This is a genomic window from Variovorax sp. SPNA7, assembly GCF_033807855.1.
Taxonomy (GTDB): domain Bacteria; phylum Pseudomonadota; class Gammaproteobacteria; order Burkholderiales; family Burkholderiaceae_C; genus Variovorax; species Variovorax beijingensis.
On sequence record NZ_CP138513.1, the window covers coordinates 634,257 to 650,103 of the forward strand.

A 15,847-nucleotide genomic window follows, 5' to 3' on the forward strand; every position below is an offset into this window, starting at 1 on the left:
TGCGGTCCATTCATGCCTTTGCCGCGCTGGCGTTCGGCGGACGGCCGGGCCGCGCGAGCGGCTGGTCGGCGGGCAGGAAGTGCTCGAACAGGTCGGTCACGAATGCGCCGCCGGCCGCGCCCGATGCGGCGGCCGTGAGATAGAGGCCGCGCCATCGCGGGCCGCGCGCGCCGCGGCCTTGGCCTTCGAACAGGGTCTCGGCCAGCTGGTGCAATGCGGGCTGCAGCGCACGCAGCGCCTCGATGAACTCATGGATCGCGAGCCGGCCCGATGCGCCCGGCTGTTCGCGCAGCAGCGCCATCCGCAACGCATGCAGCTGCCGCGCCATGGGGTCGAACAGGGCATCGAGCCGTTCGGCCGCCGTCTCGCCATGGGCGGCAGCTCCGGCCAGGCGATGGCCGATGGCCTGCGCCAGCACCTCGGGCGGCAGCGCGCCGCGCAGCGTGGCGTAGCCGGCCAGCTGCTCCAGGCCGGTCACGACCAGGTAGACCGGCAGCCGCAGGCGCAGGGTCTCCGCGGCCTCGTCGAGCAGCCGGCGCATCCTGCTGGCCAGCGGCTTCATGCCTGCATCGGCCGGGTGCAGCAGTTCGCTCGCTGCCACGCAGACCACCACGCCGTTGATCGGCACGCGGTCGCGCCGCTCGGCCAGTGCAAGGAGCGCCTGCAGCCACAGCGCGCGCGTGTGCGGCGCCGCGGCCACGTCGCTGACGGCGCTCGGGTGAAGCTCGATGGCCGTCATCGAGCCGGTGAGCCACCAGCGCCAGTAGGGTTCGCCGAAGGGCTCGCTGCCTGAAGGTGCCAGGTGCTCGGCATGGGCCGCCGCCAGCAGCCCCGGCAGGTTGGCCGCCGCATCGCCGAGAAAGAGAAACCAGGGCACCGGCGCGGCTTGCTGCCGCGGTGGCTGGCGCAGGAGCTGGCGTGCGTGCGACATGGCGTCCCTCATGGCTTCGATCGCGGCTTCGTCGGTTTCGGCCGCCGGCGGGCCGAGCGCGGCAATGCGCCGGCGCAGCGCGCGGCGGCGCGCACCGCGGCCGGCGTCGCGGACCGCGGCGTACAGCAGTGCAAAACCGGCCAGGCACAGCGCGAGCAGGAGCCAGAAGAAATGGGCGGACGACAGCGCGGCGGGCATGGCGGGGAGCGTGCTGCGGTTTTCAACGCGCGGTGGTTTCGAAGAACTCGAAATCGGCCAGCAGCCGCTCGTTGCCCTTGTGGGCCGCGAGCGCCTCGCGCAGCCGCAGCAGGTAGGCCGAAGCGAGTTCGTAGGGCGGCCGGTCGGCGGCGCCGCCGAACGGCGTGGGGGACGAGAGCACCGTGACCAGCACGGTACCGAAGGGCGGGGCCACCAGCCAGCTCGCGGGGATGTCGCGGCCCAGCTCCAGCTTCTCGCCGGCGCGCAGCCGCATCGGCTGGCCGGTGTTCAGGTGCATGACCGAGCCATCGGCTGTGTAGTAGTCCACCCACAGGTAGCTGTCGTGCCGGGGCGCGGCCACCTGCATGCGCACATCGTCTCCTTCGCGCAGCCGGCCGTTGCGGGCCGTCGCGGCCGTCACGCCCAGTCCGTGGGCCTTCTCGCGGTTGCGCAGCTGGTAGGGCTTCAGGATGGCGAACACCTCGCAGTGGGGCCACACGCGCAGCCTGACATCGAAGGTGGGCGAGCCGCCGTCGGGCAGCAGGCCGGCCACCTCGCGCTCCACCCGCTCGACGTCGGCCGGCAGCGAGACGAAGCCGCTCACATGCAGCCTGCCGCCCGTGCCGGCGGAAGCCGAGAGATCGGCGCATGCATAGCTTTGGAGATGCTGCTCGATGCGCTGCGCCGGTCCCGGCTCGCCCGCGTACGGCCCCGCCAGCCACTGCCACCACAGCAGATAGAGCAGCGGCAGCAGCAGCGCGAGCGCGCCGACCGCGCGCAGCAGGGTGCGGTCGCGGCGCTGCAGGTCGTGCGGACCCGGCGGATCCGCAACGCCATAGGGCTGCGGCGTGATGCGGTCCTGCACCAGGCTGCCGAGCGCCAGGGGCCTGAGCCGCAGCTGGCGGCCGTGCAGTTCCTTCAGCTTGCCGAGCTCGCCGCGGTCGTCGCTCTCGAAGTAGTACTGGCCCTTGAAGCCGTGCACCAGCGCATGCCAGTAGACCTCGCGCAGCTCGTCGTCCTCGGCGCCCAGCGCCGACAGGTGGTGGAAGAACTCGCTGTGCGCATTGTTCGAATTGAACAGCTGCACCTGCAGCGGCGCCGCGCCCGCGGCCGCTGCAGGGTGGCGCGCCAGGATCTCGTCGATCCAGGCCACCATGGCAAAGACCGCCGATTCGACCTGCGCGGCGGGCTGGCCCGATGCGCTGGCGCGCGCCGCATCGAGCAGCCGGCGCGCCTGTTGCTGCGCGGCATCGTGCGAGGGCGGCGCGGCGCGGCCGGCGGCAATCGATGCGTCGAGGGCGAGGCCGAAGGAGACGAATGCGGAAAAACAGTCGAGCAGCCGGACCATGGATGACCGCGCCCGCTCACCGCGCCTGCATTGCGGAGGATGCCTTGCACCGGCGTCTGCTGCGATGGCACATCCCCATGTCCCCGGTTCCTTCGAGTAAGGATTCCATCTTCCGAACGCCGGGCGGCGGGCGCCATATCGCTTGGGGACTATGCCGTTCGTCGGGCAAACCGGCTTGCTGCGCGGGGCAATCGCCGGTATCTTCGGCATCCGCTGAGTTCAATGCACGCACGCTGGGACACCCGGGGACACTAGGACATGCCATGAAAATTCTGATCGCCGACGACCACCGGCTCGTCATCGAGGCGGTCAAGGCCAAGTTGTCGGAGCTCGAGCCCGGCATCGAGTTCGTCCTGGCGATGAGCGTCGACGAATTGCTTGCCGGCGCCACCGACGAGCTCGACCTGGCCCTGATCGACCTCAACATGCCCGGCGCCGATGGCCAGGCGCACATCGACGAAATCCGCCGCCGCCATCCGGCCGTGCCGGTCATCGTGCTCTCGGGCTACGAAGATCCGGCCATCATGCGCAGCGCGCTGGAGCGTGGCGTGCTCGGATTCATTCCCAAGGCCTACTCGCCCGAGGTCATGCTGTCGGCCGTGCGGCTGGTGTTGGCCGGCGGCGTGTACGTGCCGCCCATGATGCTCACGGCGCTGCCGCCCGGCATCGTGGCCGGCGTGGCGCCTACGCAGAACGGCGATGCGCGCTCCGCAGGCGCTTCGTCCCAGACCCTCGAGCACTTGCGCAGCGTGCTCACCGAGCGCCAGGTCGAGGTGCTGCAGCTGCTCTCGCAGGGCAAGCCCAACAAGCTCATCGGCCGCAGCCTCGGCATCAGCGAAGGCACGGTCAAGATCCACCTGGCGGCCATCTTCCGCGCGCTCAACGTGCGCAACCGCACCGAGGCGGTGGTGGCCGCGCAGGCGCTGACCGAGGCGCAGCAGGCCTGAGCCTGAGCTCAGGCTGCGGCGCGCAGCTGGGCGCCGGCCGGTTCCTCCTCCTGCGCATCGGCCCGGCCTGCCGCTGCCGCGTTCTTTCTCTCCTCGATCGCCTCGGCAAGAAACTCCGCGTCGCGCGCCACGCCCGAGAAGCGGCCCGACCCCCAGGTGTGCAGCCAGGGCAGCCCCAGGAAGTAGAGCCCCGGCACGCCCGTCACGCCGCGCTGGTGCACCGGCGCGCCGCGGCCGTTGAACACCGGCGCATCCACCCAATCGAAGTCGGGCGAGAAGCCGATGCACCAGAGCACGCTTGCAATGCCCGCCTCGGCGAGGTTCAGGCGCGTGCGCTCCTCGGGCGGCTCCCACACCGGCGTGTAGACCGAGGGCGGCGGCGCCTCGATGCCCCGGGAGGCAATGAACTTGTCGATCGAGGCGTTGATGCGGTTGTAGGTGGCGTCGGCGCTGTCCAGGTGCTCGCGCAGGTTGGGCTGGAACTCCAGCGTGCCGTCGCCGCCCAGGCCGGTCAGCAGGCCATACAGCTCCATGCCTTCGAGCGCGAAGCGCCGCAGGTCGATGTCGCGCCCGCCGTCGCGGCCGGTCACGTAGTGGTTGGTGTTGTCGCGCACGCCCTCGCGCAGCGGATGCTCGGTCACGGGCATGTCGTAGTACTTCATGTCGGCCAGCCAGTCGACCACTTCGCGGCCGCGGTAGAAGCGCGCGCAGCGCGGCGCATCGCCGGTGGCAAGGTACACCTTGCCACCGGCCAGGTGCAGGTCCTCGGCGATCTGCGAACCCGACTGGCCGCAGCCCACCACCAGCACCGCGCCCTCGGGCAACTGCGCCGGGTTGCGGTACTGCGCCGAGTGGTACTGCACCACGTGGGGCGGCAGCTTCTCGGCCAGGCGCGGCACGATCGGGCGGTGGTAGCCGCCGGAGGCCACCACCACCTGGTCGGCGGTGTAGAGGCCGCCGTCGGTCTGCACCATGAAGCGGTCGCGCTCGCCCGTGCCGGGCACGCGCGCCACGCGCTCGACGGTCACGCCCTCGATGGCCGGCGCCTTCACATGCGCGACGAAGCCCGCGAGCCATTCGTTGATCTGGTCCTTCACCATGAAGCCGTGCGGATCGTCGCCGGCGTAGGCCCAGCCCGGCAGCTGGCACTGCCAGTTGGGCGTGACCAGGCAGAACGAATCCCAGCGCTGCGTGCGCCAGCTGTGCACCAGGCTGCGCTTCTCGATCACCAGGTGGTCGATGCCGCGCTGCTGCAGGCAGTGGCTCAGCGACAAGCCGGCCTGGCCGCCGCCGACGACGATGACGCTGTAGTGGCTGCGTCCGCCAAATGGATAGGACATGGGGTCTTCTTTCTTTCTTTCTCTCTGGATGCAGGGGCGTCAATCGAAGGCGACGACGGTGACTTCGGCATCGGCGGTGCCGGTGAAGCGGGTGGCGATGCGCTCGATCTCGGCGAGCTGGTCCATGGCCTGCGAGCATGCGAAGCCATACTTGGCGCGCACGCGTTCGGAGGCGATGCCCAAGGCCTCGCGCGAGCGCCGCAGGAAGTCTTCGAGCGCATAGCGTTCGCCGGGCGCGAAGAAATCCTGCACCACGGAAGAGGGCGAGTAGCAGCGCGTTTCGCTGGCGTCGGGCCAGCGCACCTGGAAGTGCATCACGGGCATGCGAGCGCCTCCCGTGGTGGCTGGATGAAGGCATCGCTACCGAAGTCCCACAACAGGGCCTCGTTGCCGCCTGCTTGCAGCCGCACCTGCCGCGTTGCATCGACCTCGCCGACCACCGCGCAGGCGATGTCGCGCGCGGCGAAGCGGCCGAGCACCGGCGCGACCTGCGAAGGCGGCACGCTGAGCACGAAGCCGTAGCTCGGAAATGAAGAAAGCCAGCGCAGCAGCGGCACGCCGCCGGGCCTGGGCAGTGCATCGAGGTCGATGCGCGCACCGACGCCCGAGCATTCGAGCAGCATCATCGCGGTGCCCACCGCGCCGGCCATGCTGATGTCCTTCGCGGCGCGGCACAGGCCGTCTTCCGCGATGGAGGGCAGCAGTTCGAGGTCGGCGCGCAGCCGCGCGGCCGGCGCCGTGGTCGATGCGTTCCAGTAGGGAAAGGGCTCCTCGTAGGCGCCGCGCAGGTCGGCCGCCATCACCAGCAGGTCGCCGGGCTTGGCGTCGAAGCTCGTGAGCAGCTTGCGTGCATGGCCGAGGATCGCGACCGCGAGCTGCGGCCGTTCGCTGCGGTTGTTGCTGTGGCCGCCCACCACCGGCACGCCGTAGCGCACCGATGCCTCGGCCATGCCGCGCAGCACCTCGTCGGCGGGGTCCATGCCGGTGCTCCACAGCGCATCGACCACCGCCGTCGGGCGGCCGCCCATCGCATAGATGTCGCTCACGTTGACCATCACGCCGCAGTAGCCCGCGAACCACGGCATGCGCACGATGAAGTCTTCCACCATGCCTTCGATCGCGAACAGCAGGTAGCCGCCATGGCCGTCGGGGATGGCCGCGCAGTCGTCGCCGATGGGCACGGCCTGCGCGAGCGCGGCATGGCCGCCGGGCAGCGACCGCCCGAGCGCCGATACCACGTCGCTGATGTCGCGCTTGTGGGCGAAGCCGCGCGTGGCGCGCAGCGCTTCGGCGATGGCGTGGACATCCGTCATGACAGCCCCTTCGCGCGCGTGACGAAGCCGCTCACCGGGTCGTGGCAGGGCGGGTAGAAAGCGAGCCCCGCCTGCATGCGCGCGTGCGGGCGGCCGTGGATGGCGCTCTCCTCGAGCAGTTGCCAGCCCAGCTTCTGGAACAGCGGCACGTTCTGCATCTGCACCTGCGCGAAGAACGCATCGCAGCCCAGCGCGTTGGCGCGCGACACCGCGAGACGTATCAGCGTCGCGCCCAGGTGGCCCTGGCTGCGGAAAGCGGGATGCACCGCGAGGCGCGAGCCCCACCATTCGCCCGGTGCCTCGCCGCGGTGGATGCGCACCGTGCCCACCACCTGCTCGGGCATGCCGCCGTTGCACGACATGGCGACCAGGAGCCGCGCATGGTCGTCGATGGCGTCGCGGTCGTCGCGCGCGAAGATGCCCTGCTCGATGCAGAACACCGCACGGCGCAGCGCCATGGCTTCGTCGCGCTCCCACTGCTGCGCGGCTTCGCGCACCAGGTATTCGACCGGCGCATAGTGCGGGTCGAGTTCGCTGAGGTCGTCGATGCACAGCATGCTCAGCTTCCGCTTTCTTTTTCGTAGACCGACAGCGAGGAGCAGGCGCCGCACTTGCCGCAGCCCGCCTTGATGTCGGCCGAGCGCAGGCCCGCGGCCACCACGCGCTCGCCGAGGGGCGCGAGCAGCGACTTCATGAATTCCGGCGACGGTGCGGGATGGTCTTCGAGCGGCGTGCCGCTGATCGGCACGAAGGGCACGACGAAGGGGTACACGCCGCGCGCGAGCAGCTGGTCGCAGGTGTCGAGGATGGCGTCGCGCGTGTCGCCCAGCCCGGCCAGGATGTAGGTGCTGACCTGGCCGCGCCCGAACACGCCCACCGCCGCCTCGAAGGCGCTCATGTAGCGCGAGACGGGCACGCTGGCCTTGCCCGGCATGATGCGCTCGCGCACCTCGGGCGTGACCACCTCCAGGTGCATGCCCAGCGTGTCGATGCCCGCGGCCTTCATGCGGTGGAACCACTGGTCGTCGTCGGGTGGCTCGCACTGGCCCTGGATCGGGATGTCGACCGCGGCCTTGATCGCGAACGCGCTCTCGCACAGGATGGCCGCGCCGCGGTCGGTGGCGTTGGGCGTGCCGGTGGTCATCACCATGTGCTTCACGCCGTCGAGCAGCACGGCCGCGCGCGCCACTTCGGCGAGCTGTTCGGGCGTCTTGCGCGCGATGGTGCGGCCGGCCGCGAGCGACTGGCCGATCGCGCAGAACTTGCAGCTCTTCCTGCGGCTCTCGTAGCGGATGCAGCTCTGCAGCACCGTGGTGGCGAGCACGTCGCTGCCGTGCAGCGTGGCAATGTGCGAGTACGGCACGCCGTCGAAGGTCTGCATCGCATAGAAGCGCGGCTGCTTCGGAAAGCTGATGCTCGCAATGGGAATGCTGCCGCGCATCACGCGGCTCATGCCCCGCGCATCGGGCGCCTCGGCCGTGAACGGCGAATGCCAGGCGCTCGAGGTGTGGACCGGCACCATGATCGTGTGGCCGTCCACCGTCACGGCCTTGTGGTCCGACGGGCCCGCGCCGCCGCGGCGGCTTGCCACGCCGGCCGAAGGATCAACCAGCCGCAACCCGAAGGACTGGAGCTCGGTCATCAGCTGCCGGCTGTCCGGCGGGGTCGTCGTGGTGGTGCTGGTCATGGTCGGGGCTCCGTTGAGCGAGGGGTTGCGTGGGATGCATGGGCACGGTGGTCTGCGCCGGCCGGTCGTTGATGGCGAGCGACAGCAGCTCGGGCCGCGCGTAGTGGCCGACCGAATCCATCATTCGCTTGCGCTTGGCGATCAGCGCCATGTCGAGGTCGGCCACCACCATGCCTTCGCCCTCGGTGAGCGGCGGCGCAAGGTGCTTGCCCTCGGGCGAGACGATGGCGGTGTGGCAGCCGCCGCGCAGCGCCTTCTGCAGGTTGGCGTCGGGCGTCACGCTGCGGATCTGCTCGTCGCTGAGCCAGCCGGTGGCGTTGACCACGAAGCAGCCCGACTCGAGCGCGTGGTGGCGGATGGTCACTTCCATCTGCTCCGCGAAGATCGGGCCCACCAGCGAGCCGGGGAACTGCGCGCAGTGGATCTCCTCGTGCTGCGCCATCAGGGCGTAGCGCGCGAGCGGGTTGTAGTGCTCCCAGCAGGCCAGTGCGCCGACGCGGCCGGCGGCCGTGTCGACCACCTTGAGGCCGGCGCCGTCGCCCTGGCCCCACACCATGCGCTCGTGGTACGTCGGCGTGATCTTGCGGCGCTTGAGCACCAGCGTGCCGTCGGCATCGAACACCAGCTGCGTGTTGTAGAGGCTGCCGTGGTCGCGCTCGTTCACGCCGAGCACCACGACCATGCCGTGCTGCCGCGCACGCTCGGCCACGGCCTGCGTGACCGGACCCGGCACCACCACCGCGCGCTCCGCCAGCCGCAGGTGCGGCGCGCCCTGCAGCACTGGCGGCAGCACGAAGCTGAAGTAGGGGTAGTAGGGCACGAAGGTCTCGGGGAATACTGCCAACTGCACGCCCTTGGCCGCGGCCTCGTCGATGGCGCCGCACACCCGCTCGAGCGTGCCGTCGGGCCGGTCGAAGTCGGGCGCGATCTGGATCGCCGCGGCACGCACGATGCGGGGTGGGGAAGCCATCGCTCGGGTCCTGCCTTACAGGGTCCAGGTGTCGAGGATCACGGCGCCGGCCTTCTTGTGCAGCAGCACGAGGTCCAGCACGTCGAGCGGGTTGATCGGCGTGATGCCCTCGATCAGCGCACCTTCGCCGTGGCCGTACAGCGCCTGCAGCGCGAAGCGGCACGCATACACCTTGCCGCCTTCCTCCATGAACTTGCTGATCTGCTTGTTGAAGTTCTGGTGGCCCGGAAAGGCCTCGTCGCCCAGCGTCGGAAAGCCGCGCTGCACGCCCAGCGTCACGCCGGGCCCGTACAGCAGGACCGATGTCTCGTAGCCCTTGCGCCTGAGCCGCGTGGCCTGCAGCAGGTTCACGAAGCCGATCGAGCCCTCGAAGGCCACGGTGTGGAAGGTGACGAGCGCCTTCTCGCCGGGCTCGGCCTTGACGTCTTCGAACACCTTCTCTTCGTAGTCGACGAGGAACTCGCCTTTCTCGTTGCGGGGGCGGGTGACTTTGGGCATGGGGTACTCCGGTTGAAGAAAAAGGGGATGAACGCAGGTCTTGCGCGCCTTTCTCTTCGCAGGCGATGTGCCAGCGCCTGGCGCGGCGCATGCGATCAATGCGCGATCAATTCGCCCGGGTGCGGGCTGCACGCTCGAAAACTTTTTTCGGCCGCACGAAAAGACCCCTGCAGAGGCGGCCGGCGCGGCCGTGCCTGCACCGGAACGACGCATCTGCCATGCGATCAATGCACCCGATCAATGGAGTTGATCGCACCTGATCGAGGCGCCCAGCCCCTCTGGCGCGGGCGCGATTCCTGCGTGCCTGATCGGTGGCCCGATGCAATCAATGGATGCAATCAACTCCGCCGATGACCACGATCACCGCCCACTGGCGCAAGCAGCTGCGCAACACCACCAAGCCGGCCTACCTGCTGCTGGCCGAATTGATTGCCGACGACATCAAGACCGGCCGCCTCGCCGTGCGCGACCGGCTGCCCACCTTGCGCGAGCTCGCGGCCGAGCTGGAGCTCAACTACACGACCGTGGCGCGCGGCTATGCCGAGGCGCGCAAGCGCGGCCTGATCGATTCGCGTGCCGGCACCGGCACCTTCATCCGCTCGGGCAGCCCGAGCCTGCGGCTGCGCGGCGGCAGCGGCGCCGAGATGACCATGAACATGCCGCCCGAACCCGACGACCCGCACCTGATGGCGCGGCTGCACGACAGCGCGAGCCGCACGTTCGCAGAGGCCAACCTGCACGACCTGCTGCGCTACCAGGACTTCGGCGGCACCACGCATGACCGCGAGGCCGCGATGCACTGGCTGCGGCCCTTCGTGCCCGATGCAGGCATCGACCGCATCCTCGTGTGCCCGGGTATCCACGGCGTGCTCACGGCGCTGTTCTCGCAGCTCGCGCGGCCGGGCGAGCTGATCTGCGTGGAGTCGCTCACCTACCCGGGCGTGAAGGCCATCGCGGCGCAGCTGGGCGTGCAGCTGCATGCGCTGCAGCTCGACGACGACGGCCCCATTGCCGATGCCTTCGAGCACGCCTGCAGGACGCTCAAGCCCAAGGCGCTCTATTGCAACCCCACGCTGCTGAATCCGACCGCGGGCACCGTGTCGCGCGCACGGCGCGAGGCGCTGGCCGACGTGGCGCTGCGCTATGCGGTGCCGATCATCGAGGACGACGCCTACGGCATGCTGCCGCGCCAGACGCCGGCCGCGCTCGCCACGCTGGCGCCGGGGCTCACCTACTACGTGAGCGGGTTTTCCAAATGCTTTGGCGCGGGCCTGCGCAGCGCCTATGTCTGTTCGCCCACCGTGGTCCAGTCGCAGCGCCTGGCCGGCGCGATGCGCGCGACCACCGTGATGGCCTCGCCCATCACCAACGCGTTGACCACGCTGTGGGTCGAGGACGGCACCGCCGAGGCCATGCTGCAGGCCGTGCGCGGCGAATCGATGGCGCGGCAGGCGCTGGCCGCGCGGCATCTCGGCGGCAGCGGGCTGCAGGCGCATCCCGAGGGCTTCCATGCCTGGCTGCCGCTCTCGCCGGGCTGGAGCCCGGTGGAGTTTGCCTCCTACCTGCGCACGCAGAACGTCGGCGTGGTGGCGAGCGCGGCCTTTTCCACCGATGGCGATCCGCCCGAGGCGGTGCGCATCTGCCTGGGCGGCCCGATGTCGCGCGAGCAATGCGATCAAGCGCTGCGGCTCATTGCCGACACGCTCGCGCATCCGCTGCATCCGCACGCCACGCTGCGCGGCGGCTGAGCGCAGCGGCCGTGGCGGTGTTCAGGCGCAGTCGAGCTTCATCGCCTCGATGCGGCCACCGAAGCCGAGCTTGCGCATCAGCCCGCCCTCGCGGCTGTTCGCCGGGAAGTCGACCGTGCGGTCCCTGAACATCGCATGCTCGTACACCTTCAGCGTGGCGCGCGGGCCCACGCTGACGCTGTCGATGTCGCGCTTGAGCTGGCGTGCGGTGCCGCGGTCCATGCTCTGGACCTCGGCCGGCCCCACCAGCGTCAGCATGTCGCCCTGGAAGTTGCGGCCGGTATAGAACTGGGCCCAGCAGCCCGAGGCCAGCGCGGGGTCCTCGATGCGCACGGGCACGAGCAGGATCGTGGGATCGGGCCGGTTGTCCGCCGAGGCGGTCGGGCTGGCCGAGCGCGTGGGGCCGGGCATGTGGGAGCAGGCGCCGAGCGCCATGGCGCCGGCAATCATGAGATAGCGGAAATTCTTCATTGGATGGGAATGGTTGCTTGTGTTGTGGTTGGGAAACGAGCCGATCAGGCTAGCGGCCACGGTTTCCCACCGCGTAGGAGCAAAGCCCAAGCTCCCGTCCCCGCACCGCGACGGCGGCGTTTGCCGCGCGCAACGCCGGGCGCGAAATCTCCGCGAATGGCTGCGGCCCGGATGCGCCCCTTTCCTACGCCGGCCGATGCTGCGGATGTCCAGTCTGGCGATTCGCACCCATCCAATTCTTTTCTTGTTCAACATCGAAGGACGCCATGGCCACGAGCAGCATCCTGGGAGGCGAACGCCCGCCGGAGGAACCGAAGGGAACGGACGTCGACAGCCTGGGCCCCAGCGACACGAGTGACAGCGGAAGCGACGTGCGCACCTCGCGCGAACGCAGCGCCATTCCCGAAGACGCCGCGGAAGGCGCCATTCCCATTGCGCATGAAAGCAGCACCGATGCCGAGGGCACCGGCGAACGCGCATCGGCGGACGCCCCGCCGTCTACGCCCGATGCGGACATCCTGCCGGACCGCACCGAGGACACGGGCTCGGCCGACGAGCTTGCCGGTACGGAAGAAGAAATCGACGAGAACGACGACGAAACGGAGGACGCCGGCAACAAGCCCGCTTGAGGCGAGTTCGGTGCAACGCCATGCACGGCCAACTTGACTGCGCGCTCCACGGGCTCCAGCAGCTTGCCTACGCACGGATCACGCGCGAATTCCACCAGGCCTGGCAGGCGAGGACGGACAGCCCCGCGTCGTGCGAAGCAGCCATCGGCGAGTCGCACCGCCGGGTGCAGCAGTGCGAGCAGGTGCTCGCGCAGCTGCGCCTGCTGATCGACGATCCACAGCAGATCACGGAAATCAAGATTGCGCGCGCGCTGTACCTGCGCCTGCTGCTGGAAAGCGCGCCCGTGCGCCTGCAGTCGTGGAGCGACAGCGAAAGCTTCGACGACATGCCCAAGTCCCACCTGTTCGAGTGGATCGCCTACGACTTCGAACGGCTCGAACTGGCCGAGCTCGAGGGCTCCATGACGCCCGAGGAAGCCGCTTCGTACGCGCAGGCGCTCGACGCGCGCGCCAGCAGCCTGCGCGAGGAGTGAGCGCGCGGCGGGCGGGCCCTCAGCCCCGGCCCAGCACGATCGCGCCGTCCTGGATGTAGCGGTCGAATTCGAGCTTGGGAATGGCCGCGGTCAGCGACTGGCCCTGGTCGGTCCAGGTGAGCACGACGCTGTCGTCGGCCATCATGATCTGGCAGTTCCCCTTCGGAATCTTCAGCTGCGGGCCGTCGCCGGCGCGAAAGGCCACATCGCCTGCGATGCGGGCGTCGATCTGCGTGGTGGAAGTCATGGTCTTGATCTGCCTTGCTTGCTATTGCGGCGCGGGGCGCGCATGGCGGTGGCTGCCGTCGCTGCGCTGCTCCTTGGAAGGATCGGCATCGCGCGTGGGGGCGAGGCCGCCGGGCGAGCCGGCCGAGGGCGGGCGCGAGGTCTGCGTGCGCGCGCTGGCCGGTCCCTTGTCGGCGCCGAGCTGGCGCTGGTCGATCGCGCCGCCGGGCTGGTCCGCGGGGCGCGAGGCAGGCGGTTTTTCCGAATCGCTCATCGGCGGAGCGCGCGTGCCCTTGGGCGTGCCGGTGGGCTGGGCTGCCGCGGCCATGGCGGCCAGGGCGGCTGCCGCGAGGCCGCACTGGAAGAAGCGCAATGGTTTGCTGTGCATGGAGGAATCCTCGAAAAAAAGGAAGCTGCAAGCCTCCTTTCTCGCGCAGCCTCGCCGCGTGCTTGTAGGCAGGGACAGCATTCCCGCGCCGGTGGCGGGCCTGCGCGCGACTTGCTTGCGCCGAAGACGCGCCGCTTTCCTACGCACGCGTCCAGCACTGCGGCGCACGGTGGAATTTTCTTTCTAGCAAAGGAATCCAGCGTGACCCGAAGACGATCCACCGAACCAGCGAATGCGCCGGCCTACGGCCAGCCCGTGCCCGCCGAACGCAGCATGAAGCGCGAGGCCAGGACGCCGGCGGAAAACGGCGAGCCCGTGGGGCCCAACAACGGCCCGGCCATCACGGAGCAAAGAAAGCCGCCGACCCCCGGCGATGCCGCGGTCGGCGAAAGCGGCAACCACGGCAGTTCGCCAGGCAGCCAGCCCGGCCGCGCCGAAAAGGCATTCCGCGAGGAATGAGCCGGTGAATGCATCGGGGGCGGGCGCCGCACCCCGAAAAACGCTTACAGCGGACGTCAGGCGAAACCGACACCGGTCCTCATCTGCCCGAACACCATTTCTTCATGGAACCAGCGCACGCAGTGCAGCAGCCTGGCGCTGGCATTTCTCAACCCGCCTCATTCCGACGAGGCCTACGAAGGAGTCATGACATGGCCAACTACACGAACACCGCCGACACCGCCACCACCGAGGACGTGGTCGAGGTGCTGAACGATCTTCTGGAGAACTCGCGCGACGGCGAATACGGCTTCCGCGCCTGTGCAGAGGAAGTCGATTCGCCGCAGCTCAAGCAGGTCTTCCAGAGCCGCTCGGCCGAATGCGCCAAGGCCGCGGGAGAACTGGTCCAGCTCATCCAGCGTTTCGGCGGCTCGCCCGACAAGGGCGGCACGGCGACCGGTGCCATGCACCGCGGCTGGGTGCACGTGAAGGGCACCGTCGGCGCGAACAGCGCGCTTTCCATGCTCGAGGAATGCGAGCGCGGTGAAGACGCCGCGGTGGCGCGCTACCGCAAGGCGCTGAAGGAGGACCTGCCGGCCGACGTGCGCGCCGTGATCCAGCAGCAGTCCGAAGGCGCCAAGCGCAACCACGACCAGATCAAGCGGCTGCGCGACGAGATGCGCAGCAAGAGCAAGTAAGAGGCTGCGCCGCCCGGCAGGGCCGCACGGGGCAAAATGGACATCGTCCTGCAACTCCGGCGGCCTTGTCCTTGAACCCCATTCACTACGACCTCACCCGCTTCGATGCCGCCATCGTCGATCTCGACGGCACCATGGTCGACACCCTCGGCGATTTCGCGGTGTCGCTCAACCACATGCTGGGCGACCTTTCGCTGCCGCCGGTGGCGCCGGCTGCCATCGAGAAGATGGTGGGCAAGGGATCGGAGCACCTGATTCTTTCGGCGCTCGCGCACGTGATGTCGTCGGGCGGTGCGGCGCCCGAGGGGGCGGACGCAGAGGCGCTGCACGCGCGCGCGCAGGCGCTTTTCGACCGGGCCTGGGAGCGCTATCAGCACCATTACCTGGTCATCAACGGACAGCACTCGGCGGTGTACCCGGGCGTGACCGAGGGGTTGAAGGCGCTGCGCTCGCGTGGCCTGCGCCTCGCCTGCCTCACCAACAAGCCGACCTCGTTTGCCAAGCCGCTGCTGGCTGCGAAGGGGCTCGACGGCTTCTTCGACTTCGCGTTCGGCGGCGATGCCTTCGCGCGCAAAAAGCCCGATCCGCTGCCGCTCGTGAAGACCTGCGAGGCGCTGGGCACTGCCCCCGCGCGCACGCTGATGATCGGCGACTCCAGCAACGACGCCAAGGCCGCGCGCGCTGCCGGCTGTCCGGTGGTGCTGGTCACCTACGGCTACAACCACGGCGAGCCGATACGCGGCGTCGATGCCGATGGCTTTCTGGACTCGCTCGCCGAGATCGACCGAAGCGCTTCCTGACGTCGCTGCGGCTACTTGCCGAGCAGCGCGTCCTTGAGCTTCCAGTCGGCCGGCGCCGGCCCGAGCCAGATGCGCAGCAGCGCGTTGAAGAACGCCGGCTCCTTCACCGGATCGGGCTGCGGCACGCCGCGCACCGTCACCAGCGTGCCCGTGCCGGGCAGCCAGTCGATGGTGAAGGTGTCGCCGGCCTTGAGCTGCTTCTGGTCGGAGAACATCCGGCCCATGCGCAGCAGCCCCGGAATGAGGTTGACCATTTCGCTCTTGGGCGAGTTCTCTTCCACGCCCTTGGTGAAGAACCTGCCCAGCTCGTCGGCATCGATGTCGCGCAGCATGGTGATGGCCACGCGCTTGGGCCCGGGCGCGGCCAGCGCCTCCTCGGGCGTGGAGACCTTCTTGCCCATGTACAGCCCCGCCGCGTACACCTTGAAGACGGCCTTGTAGCGCACCCCCGCGCCGTTGAGCTGCAGGGTGCTGCCGCGCAGGTCGAGGGTGTCGTTCAGCTTGACGCCGGCCACGTCGACCTGCGCGGCCGAGGCGCCGAGCGCAAACCAGGCGCAGGCCAGCACGGCCGGGCGGGAGAACAGGGTCGGGAGCGAAAGGGCAACGGGCACGTGGCTTCCTTGATTTGCGAACGATCGTTCGAATGTATCTTTTCGTTTTACTGCCGGCCCCTCGGGCGAACCCTGAAGGCGGCGGTTGCACCCGGCGGCGTTTTCGTGGGCTAAACTCCACGCTCCATGTTCGT

General features: G+C 69.5%; 20 protein-coding genes. 7 read left to right on the forward strand and 13 right to left on the reverse strand.

Features of this window, described 5'->3' with window-relative positions:
- Positions 1 to 10 precede the first annotated feature (10 nt).
- Together RZE77_RS02805 and RZE77_RS02810 are read right to left on the reverse strand one after the other, a co-directional pair.
- Positions 11 to 1,129 carry a type VI secretion system protein gene (locus RZE77_RS02805; RefSeq protein ID WP_319440599.1) on the reverse strand — a complete coding sequence of 373 codons (1,119 nt, stop codon included), beginning with the start codon at positions 1,127 to 1,129 and terminating at the stop codon, positions 11 to 13.
- A gap of 22 nt (positions 1,130 to 1,151) precedes the next feature.
- Positions 1,152 to 2,477, reverse strand: coding sequence for a DotU family type IV/VI secretion system protein (locus RZE77_RS02810; RefSeq protein ID WP_319440600.1), 1,326 nt, complete (start codon positions 2,475 to 2,477; stop codon positions 1,152 to 1,154).
- Between the two features lie 263 nt (positions 2,478 to 2,740).
- Between RZE77_RS02810 and RZE77_RS02815 the strand changes: the two genes are divergently transcribed.
- A complete protein-coding gene (locus RZE77_RS02815; protein ID WP_319440601.1) occupies positions 2,741 to 3,424 on the forward strand; it encodes a response regulator transcription factor in 684 nt (227 codons plus the stop codon).
- Between the two features lie 8 nt (positions 3,425 to 3,432).
- Here RZE77_RS02815 and RZE77_RS02820 read toward each other — a convergent pair whose 3' ends face one another.
- From RZE77_RS02820 to RZE77_RS02850, 7 genes are read right to left on the reverse strand one after another with little or no spacing between them, the layout of a single operon-like run.
- Complete coding sequence (locus tag RZE77_RS02820) at positions 3,433 to 4,764, reverse strand: MSMEG_0569 family flavin-dependent oxidoreductase (protein ID WP_319440602.1); 1,332 nt, start codon at positions 4,762 to 4,764, stop codon at positions 3,433 to 3,435.
- Positions 4,765 to 4,803: 39 nt separating this feature from the next.
- Positions 4,804 to 5,088 (reverse strand): MSMEG_0570 family nitrogen starvation response protein, encoded by a 285-nt coding sequence (locus tag RZE77_RS02825; RefSeq protein ID WP_319440603.1) that lies wholly within the window; start codon positions 5,086 to 5,088, stop codon positions 4,804 to 4,806.
- Positions 5,079 to 6,077: a sll0787 family AIR synthase-like protein gene (locus tag RZE77_RS02830; RefSeq protein WP_319440604.1), complete on the reverse strand. Its 999-nt coding sequence runs from the start codon at positions 6,075 to 6,077 to the stop codon at positions 5,079 to 5,081. Before RZE77_RS02830 ends, RZE77_RS02825 begins: the two co-directional genes overlap by 10 nt.
- Positions 6,074 to 6,634 carry an MSMEG_0567/Sll0786 family nitrogen starvation N-acetyltransferase gene (locus RZE77_RS02835; RefSeq protein ID WP_319440605.1) on the reverse strand — a complete coding sequence of 187 codons (561 nt, stop codon included), beginning with the start codon at positions 6,632 to 6,634 and terminating at the stop codon, positions 6,074 to 6,076. Before RZE77_RS02835 ends, RZE77_RS02830 begins: the two co-directional genes overlap by 4 nt.
- 2 nt (positions 6,635 to 6,636) lie before the next feature.
- A complete protein-coding gene (locus RZE77_RS02840; RefSeq protein ID WP_319442293.1) occupies positions 6,637 to 7,719 on the reverse strand; it encodes an MSMEG_0568 family radical SAM protein in 1,083 nt (360 codons plus the stop codon).
- A complete protein-coding gene (locus tag RZE77_RS02845) occupies positions 7,682 to 8,734 on the reverse strand; it encodes a Nit6803 family nitrilase (RefSeq protein ID WP_319440606.1) in 1,053 nt (350 codons plus the stop codon). The genes RZE77_RS02840 and RZE77_RS02845 overlap by 38 nt, the downstream gene beginning before the upstream one ends.
- Positions 8,735 to 8,749: 15 nt before the next feature.
- A complete protein-coding gene (locus RZE77_RS02850) occupies positions 8,750 to 9,232 on the reverse strand; it encodes an MSMEG_0572/Sll0783 family nitrogen starvation response protein (protein WP_018904096.1) in 483 nt (160 codons plus the stop codon).
- 350 nt (positions 9,233 to 9,582) lie between these two features.
- On the opposite strand from RZE77_RS02850, the gene RZE77_RS02855 reads away from it, so the two are divergent.
- Positions 9,583 to 10,980 (forward strand): aminotransferase-like domain-containing protein, encoded by a 1,398-nt coding sequence (locus RZE77_RS02855; RefSeq protein ID WP_319440607.1) that lies wholly within the window; start codon positions 9,583 to 9,585, stop codon positions 10,978 to 10,980.
- A 21-nt stretch (positions 10,981 to 11,001) separates the two neighbouring features.
- On the opposite strand, the gene RZE77_RS02860 is transcribed toward RZE77_RS02855, so the two are convergent.
- The gene (locus RZE77_RS02860) at positions 11,002 to 11,451 is read right to left on the reverse strand and encodes a beta/gamma crystallin domain-containing protein (RefSeq protein WP_319440608.1); all 450 of its coding nucleotides are present in this window, start codon (positions 11,449 to 11,451) and stop codon (positions 11,002 to 11,004) included.
- A 266-nt stretch (positions 11,452 to 11,717) separates the two neighbouring features.
- On the opposite strand from RZE77_RS02860, the gene RZE77_RS02865 reads away from it, so the two are divergent.
- Both RZE77_RS02865 and RZE77_RS02870 read left to right on the forward strand, forming a co-directional pair.
- The gene (locus RZE77_RS02865) at positions 11,718 to 12,080 is read left to right on the forward strand and encodes a hypothetical protein (protein WP_319440609.1); all 363 of its coding nucleotides are present in this window, start codon (positions 11,718 to 11,720) and stop codon (positions 12,078 to 12,080) included.
- A 20-nt stretch (positions 12,081 to 12,100) separates the two neighbouring features.
- A complete protein-coding gene (locus tag RZE77_RS02870; RefSeq protein ID WP_319440610.1) occupies positions 12,101 to 12,553 on the forward strand; it encodes a hypothetical protein in 453 nt (150 codons plus the stop codon).
- A 19-nt stretch (positions 12,554 to 12,572) separates the two neighbouring features.
- Here the strand turns inward: RZE77_RS02870 and RZE77_RS02875 are convergent, their stop codons facing one another.
- Both RZE77_RS02875 and RZE77_RS02880 read right to left on the reverse strand, forming a co-directional pair.
- Complete coding sequence (locus tag RZE77_RS02875) at positions 12,573 to 12,800, reverse strand: hypothetical protein (protein WP_012745730.1); 228 nt, start codon at positions 12,798 to 12,800, stop codon at positions 12,573 to 12,575.
- Between the two features lie 21 nt (positions 12,801 to 12,821).
- Positions 12,822 to 13,166 carry a translation initiation factor IF-2 gene (locus tag RZE77_RS02880; RefSeq protein ID WP_319440611.1) on the reverse strand — a complete coding sequence of 115 codons (345 nt, stop codon included), beginning with the start codon at positions 13,164 to 13,166 and terminating at the stop codon, positions 12,822 to 12,824.
- Positions 13,167 to 13,367: 201 nt separating this feature from the next.
- Between RZE77_RS02880 and RZE77_RS02885 the strand changes: the two genes are divergently transcribed.
- The 3 genes from RZE77_RS02885 (at position 13,368) to gph (ending at position 15,102) form a co-directional block, all read left to right on the forward strand.
- Entirely contained in the window at positions 13,368 to 13,625 is a 258-nt protein-coding gene (locus RZE77_RS02885; RefSeq protein WP_319429219.1) for a hypothetical protein, read from the forward strand.
- A 191-nt stretch (positions 13,626 to 13,816) separates the two neighbouring features.
- Positions 13,817 to 14,302, forward strand: a complete 486-nt coding sequence (locus tag RZE77_RS02890) for a ferritin-like domain-containing protein (protein WP_319440612.1) — start codon at positions 13,817 to 13,819, stop codon at positions 14,300 to 14,302.
- Positions 14,303 to 14,373: 71 nt separating this feature from the next.
- Complete coding sequence (gene gph / locus RZE77_RS02895; protein WP_319440613.1) at positions 14,374 to 15,102, forward strand: phosphoglycolate phosphatase; 729 nt, start codon at positions 14,374 to 14,376, stop codon at positions 15,100 to 15,102.
- A gap of 11 nt (positions 15,103 to 15,113) precedes the next feature.
- Here gph and RZE77_RS02900 read toward each other — a convergent pair whose 3' ends face one another.
- Entirely contained in the window at positions 15,114 to 15,713 is a 600-nt protein-coding gene (locus RZE77_RS02900; protein ID WP_319440614.1) for a chalcone isomerase family protein, read from the reverse strand.
- Between the last annotated feature and the right edge of the window lie 134 nt (positions 15,714 to 15,847).

Coding starts and splice junctions, on each gene's coding strand:
- RZE77_RS02805 (WP_319440599.1), bottom strand. CDS start 1,129: ATGCCCGCCGCGCTGTCGTCCGCCCATTTCTTCTGGCTCCTGCTCGCG.
- RZE77_RS02810 (WP_319440600.1), bottom strand. CDS start 2,477: ATGGTCCGGCTGCTCGACTGTTTTTCCGCATTCGTCTCCTTCGGCCTC.
- RZE77_RS02815 (WP_319440601.1), top strand. CDS start 2,741: ATGAAAATTCTGATCGCCGACGACCACCGGCTCGTCATCGAGGCGGTC.
- RZE77_RS02820 (WP_319440602.1), bottom strand. CDS start 4,764: ATGTCCTATCCATTTGGCGGACGCAGCCACTACAGCGTCATCGTCGTC.
- RZE77_RS02825 (WP_319440603.1), bottom strand. CDS start 5,088: ATGCCCGTGATGCACTTCCAGGTGCGCTGGCCCGACGCCAGCGAAACG.
- RZE77_RS02830 (WP_319440604.1), bottom strand. CDS start 6,077: ATGACGGATGTCCACGCCATCGCCGAAGCGCTGCGCGCCACGCGCGGC.
- RZE77_RS02835 (WP_319440605.1), bottom strand. CDS start 6,634: ATGCTGTGCATCGACGACCTCAGCGAACTCGACCCGCACTATGCGCCG.
- RZE77_RS02840 (WP_319442293.1), bottom strand. CDS start 7,719: ATGACCGAGCTCCAGTCCTTCGGGTTGCGGCTGGTTGATCCTTCGGCC.
- RZE77_RS02845 (WP_319440606.1), bottom strand. CDS start 8,734: ATGGCTTCCCCACCCCGCATCGTGCGTGCCGCGGCGATCCAGATCGCG.
- RZE77_RS02850 (WP_018904096.1), bottom strand. CDS start 9,232: ATGCCCAAAGTCACCCGCCCCCGCAACGAGAAAGGCGAGTTCCTCGTC.
- RZE77_RS02855 (WP_319440607.1), top strand. CDS start 9,583: ATGACCACGATCACCGCCCACTGGCGCAAGCAGCTGCGCAACACCACC.
- RZE77_RS02860 (WP_319440608.1), bottom strand. CDS start 11,451: ATGAAGAATTTCCGCTATCTCATGATTGCCGGCGCCATGGCGCTCGGC.
- RZE77_RS02865 (WP_319440609.1), top strand. CDS start 11,718: ATGGCCACGAGCAGCATCCTGGGAGGCGAACGCCCGCCGGAGGAACCG.
- RZE77_RS02870 (WP_319440610.1), top strand. CDS start 12,101: ATGCACGGCCAACTTGACTGCGCGCTCCACGGGCTCCAGCAGCTTGCC.
- RZE77_RS02875 (WP_012745730.1), bottom strand. CDS start 12,800: ATGACTTCCACCACGCAGATCGACGCCCGCATCGCAGGCGATGTGGCC.
- RZE77_RS02880 (WP_319440611.1), bottom strand. CDS start 13,166: ATGCACAGCAAACCATTGCGCTTCTTCCAGTGCGGCCTCGCGGCAGCC.
- RZE77_RS02890 (WP_319440612.1), top strand. CDS start 13,817: ATGGCCAACTACACGAACACCGCCGACACCGCCACCACCGAGGACGTG.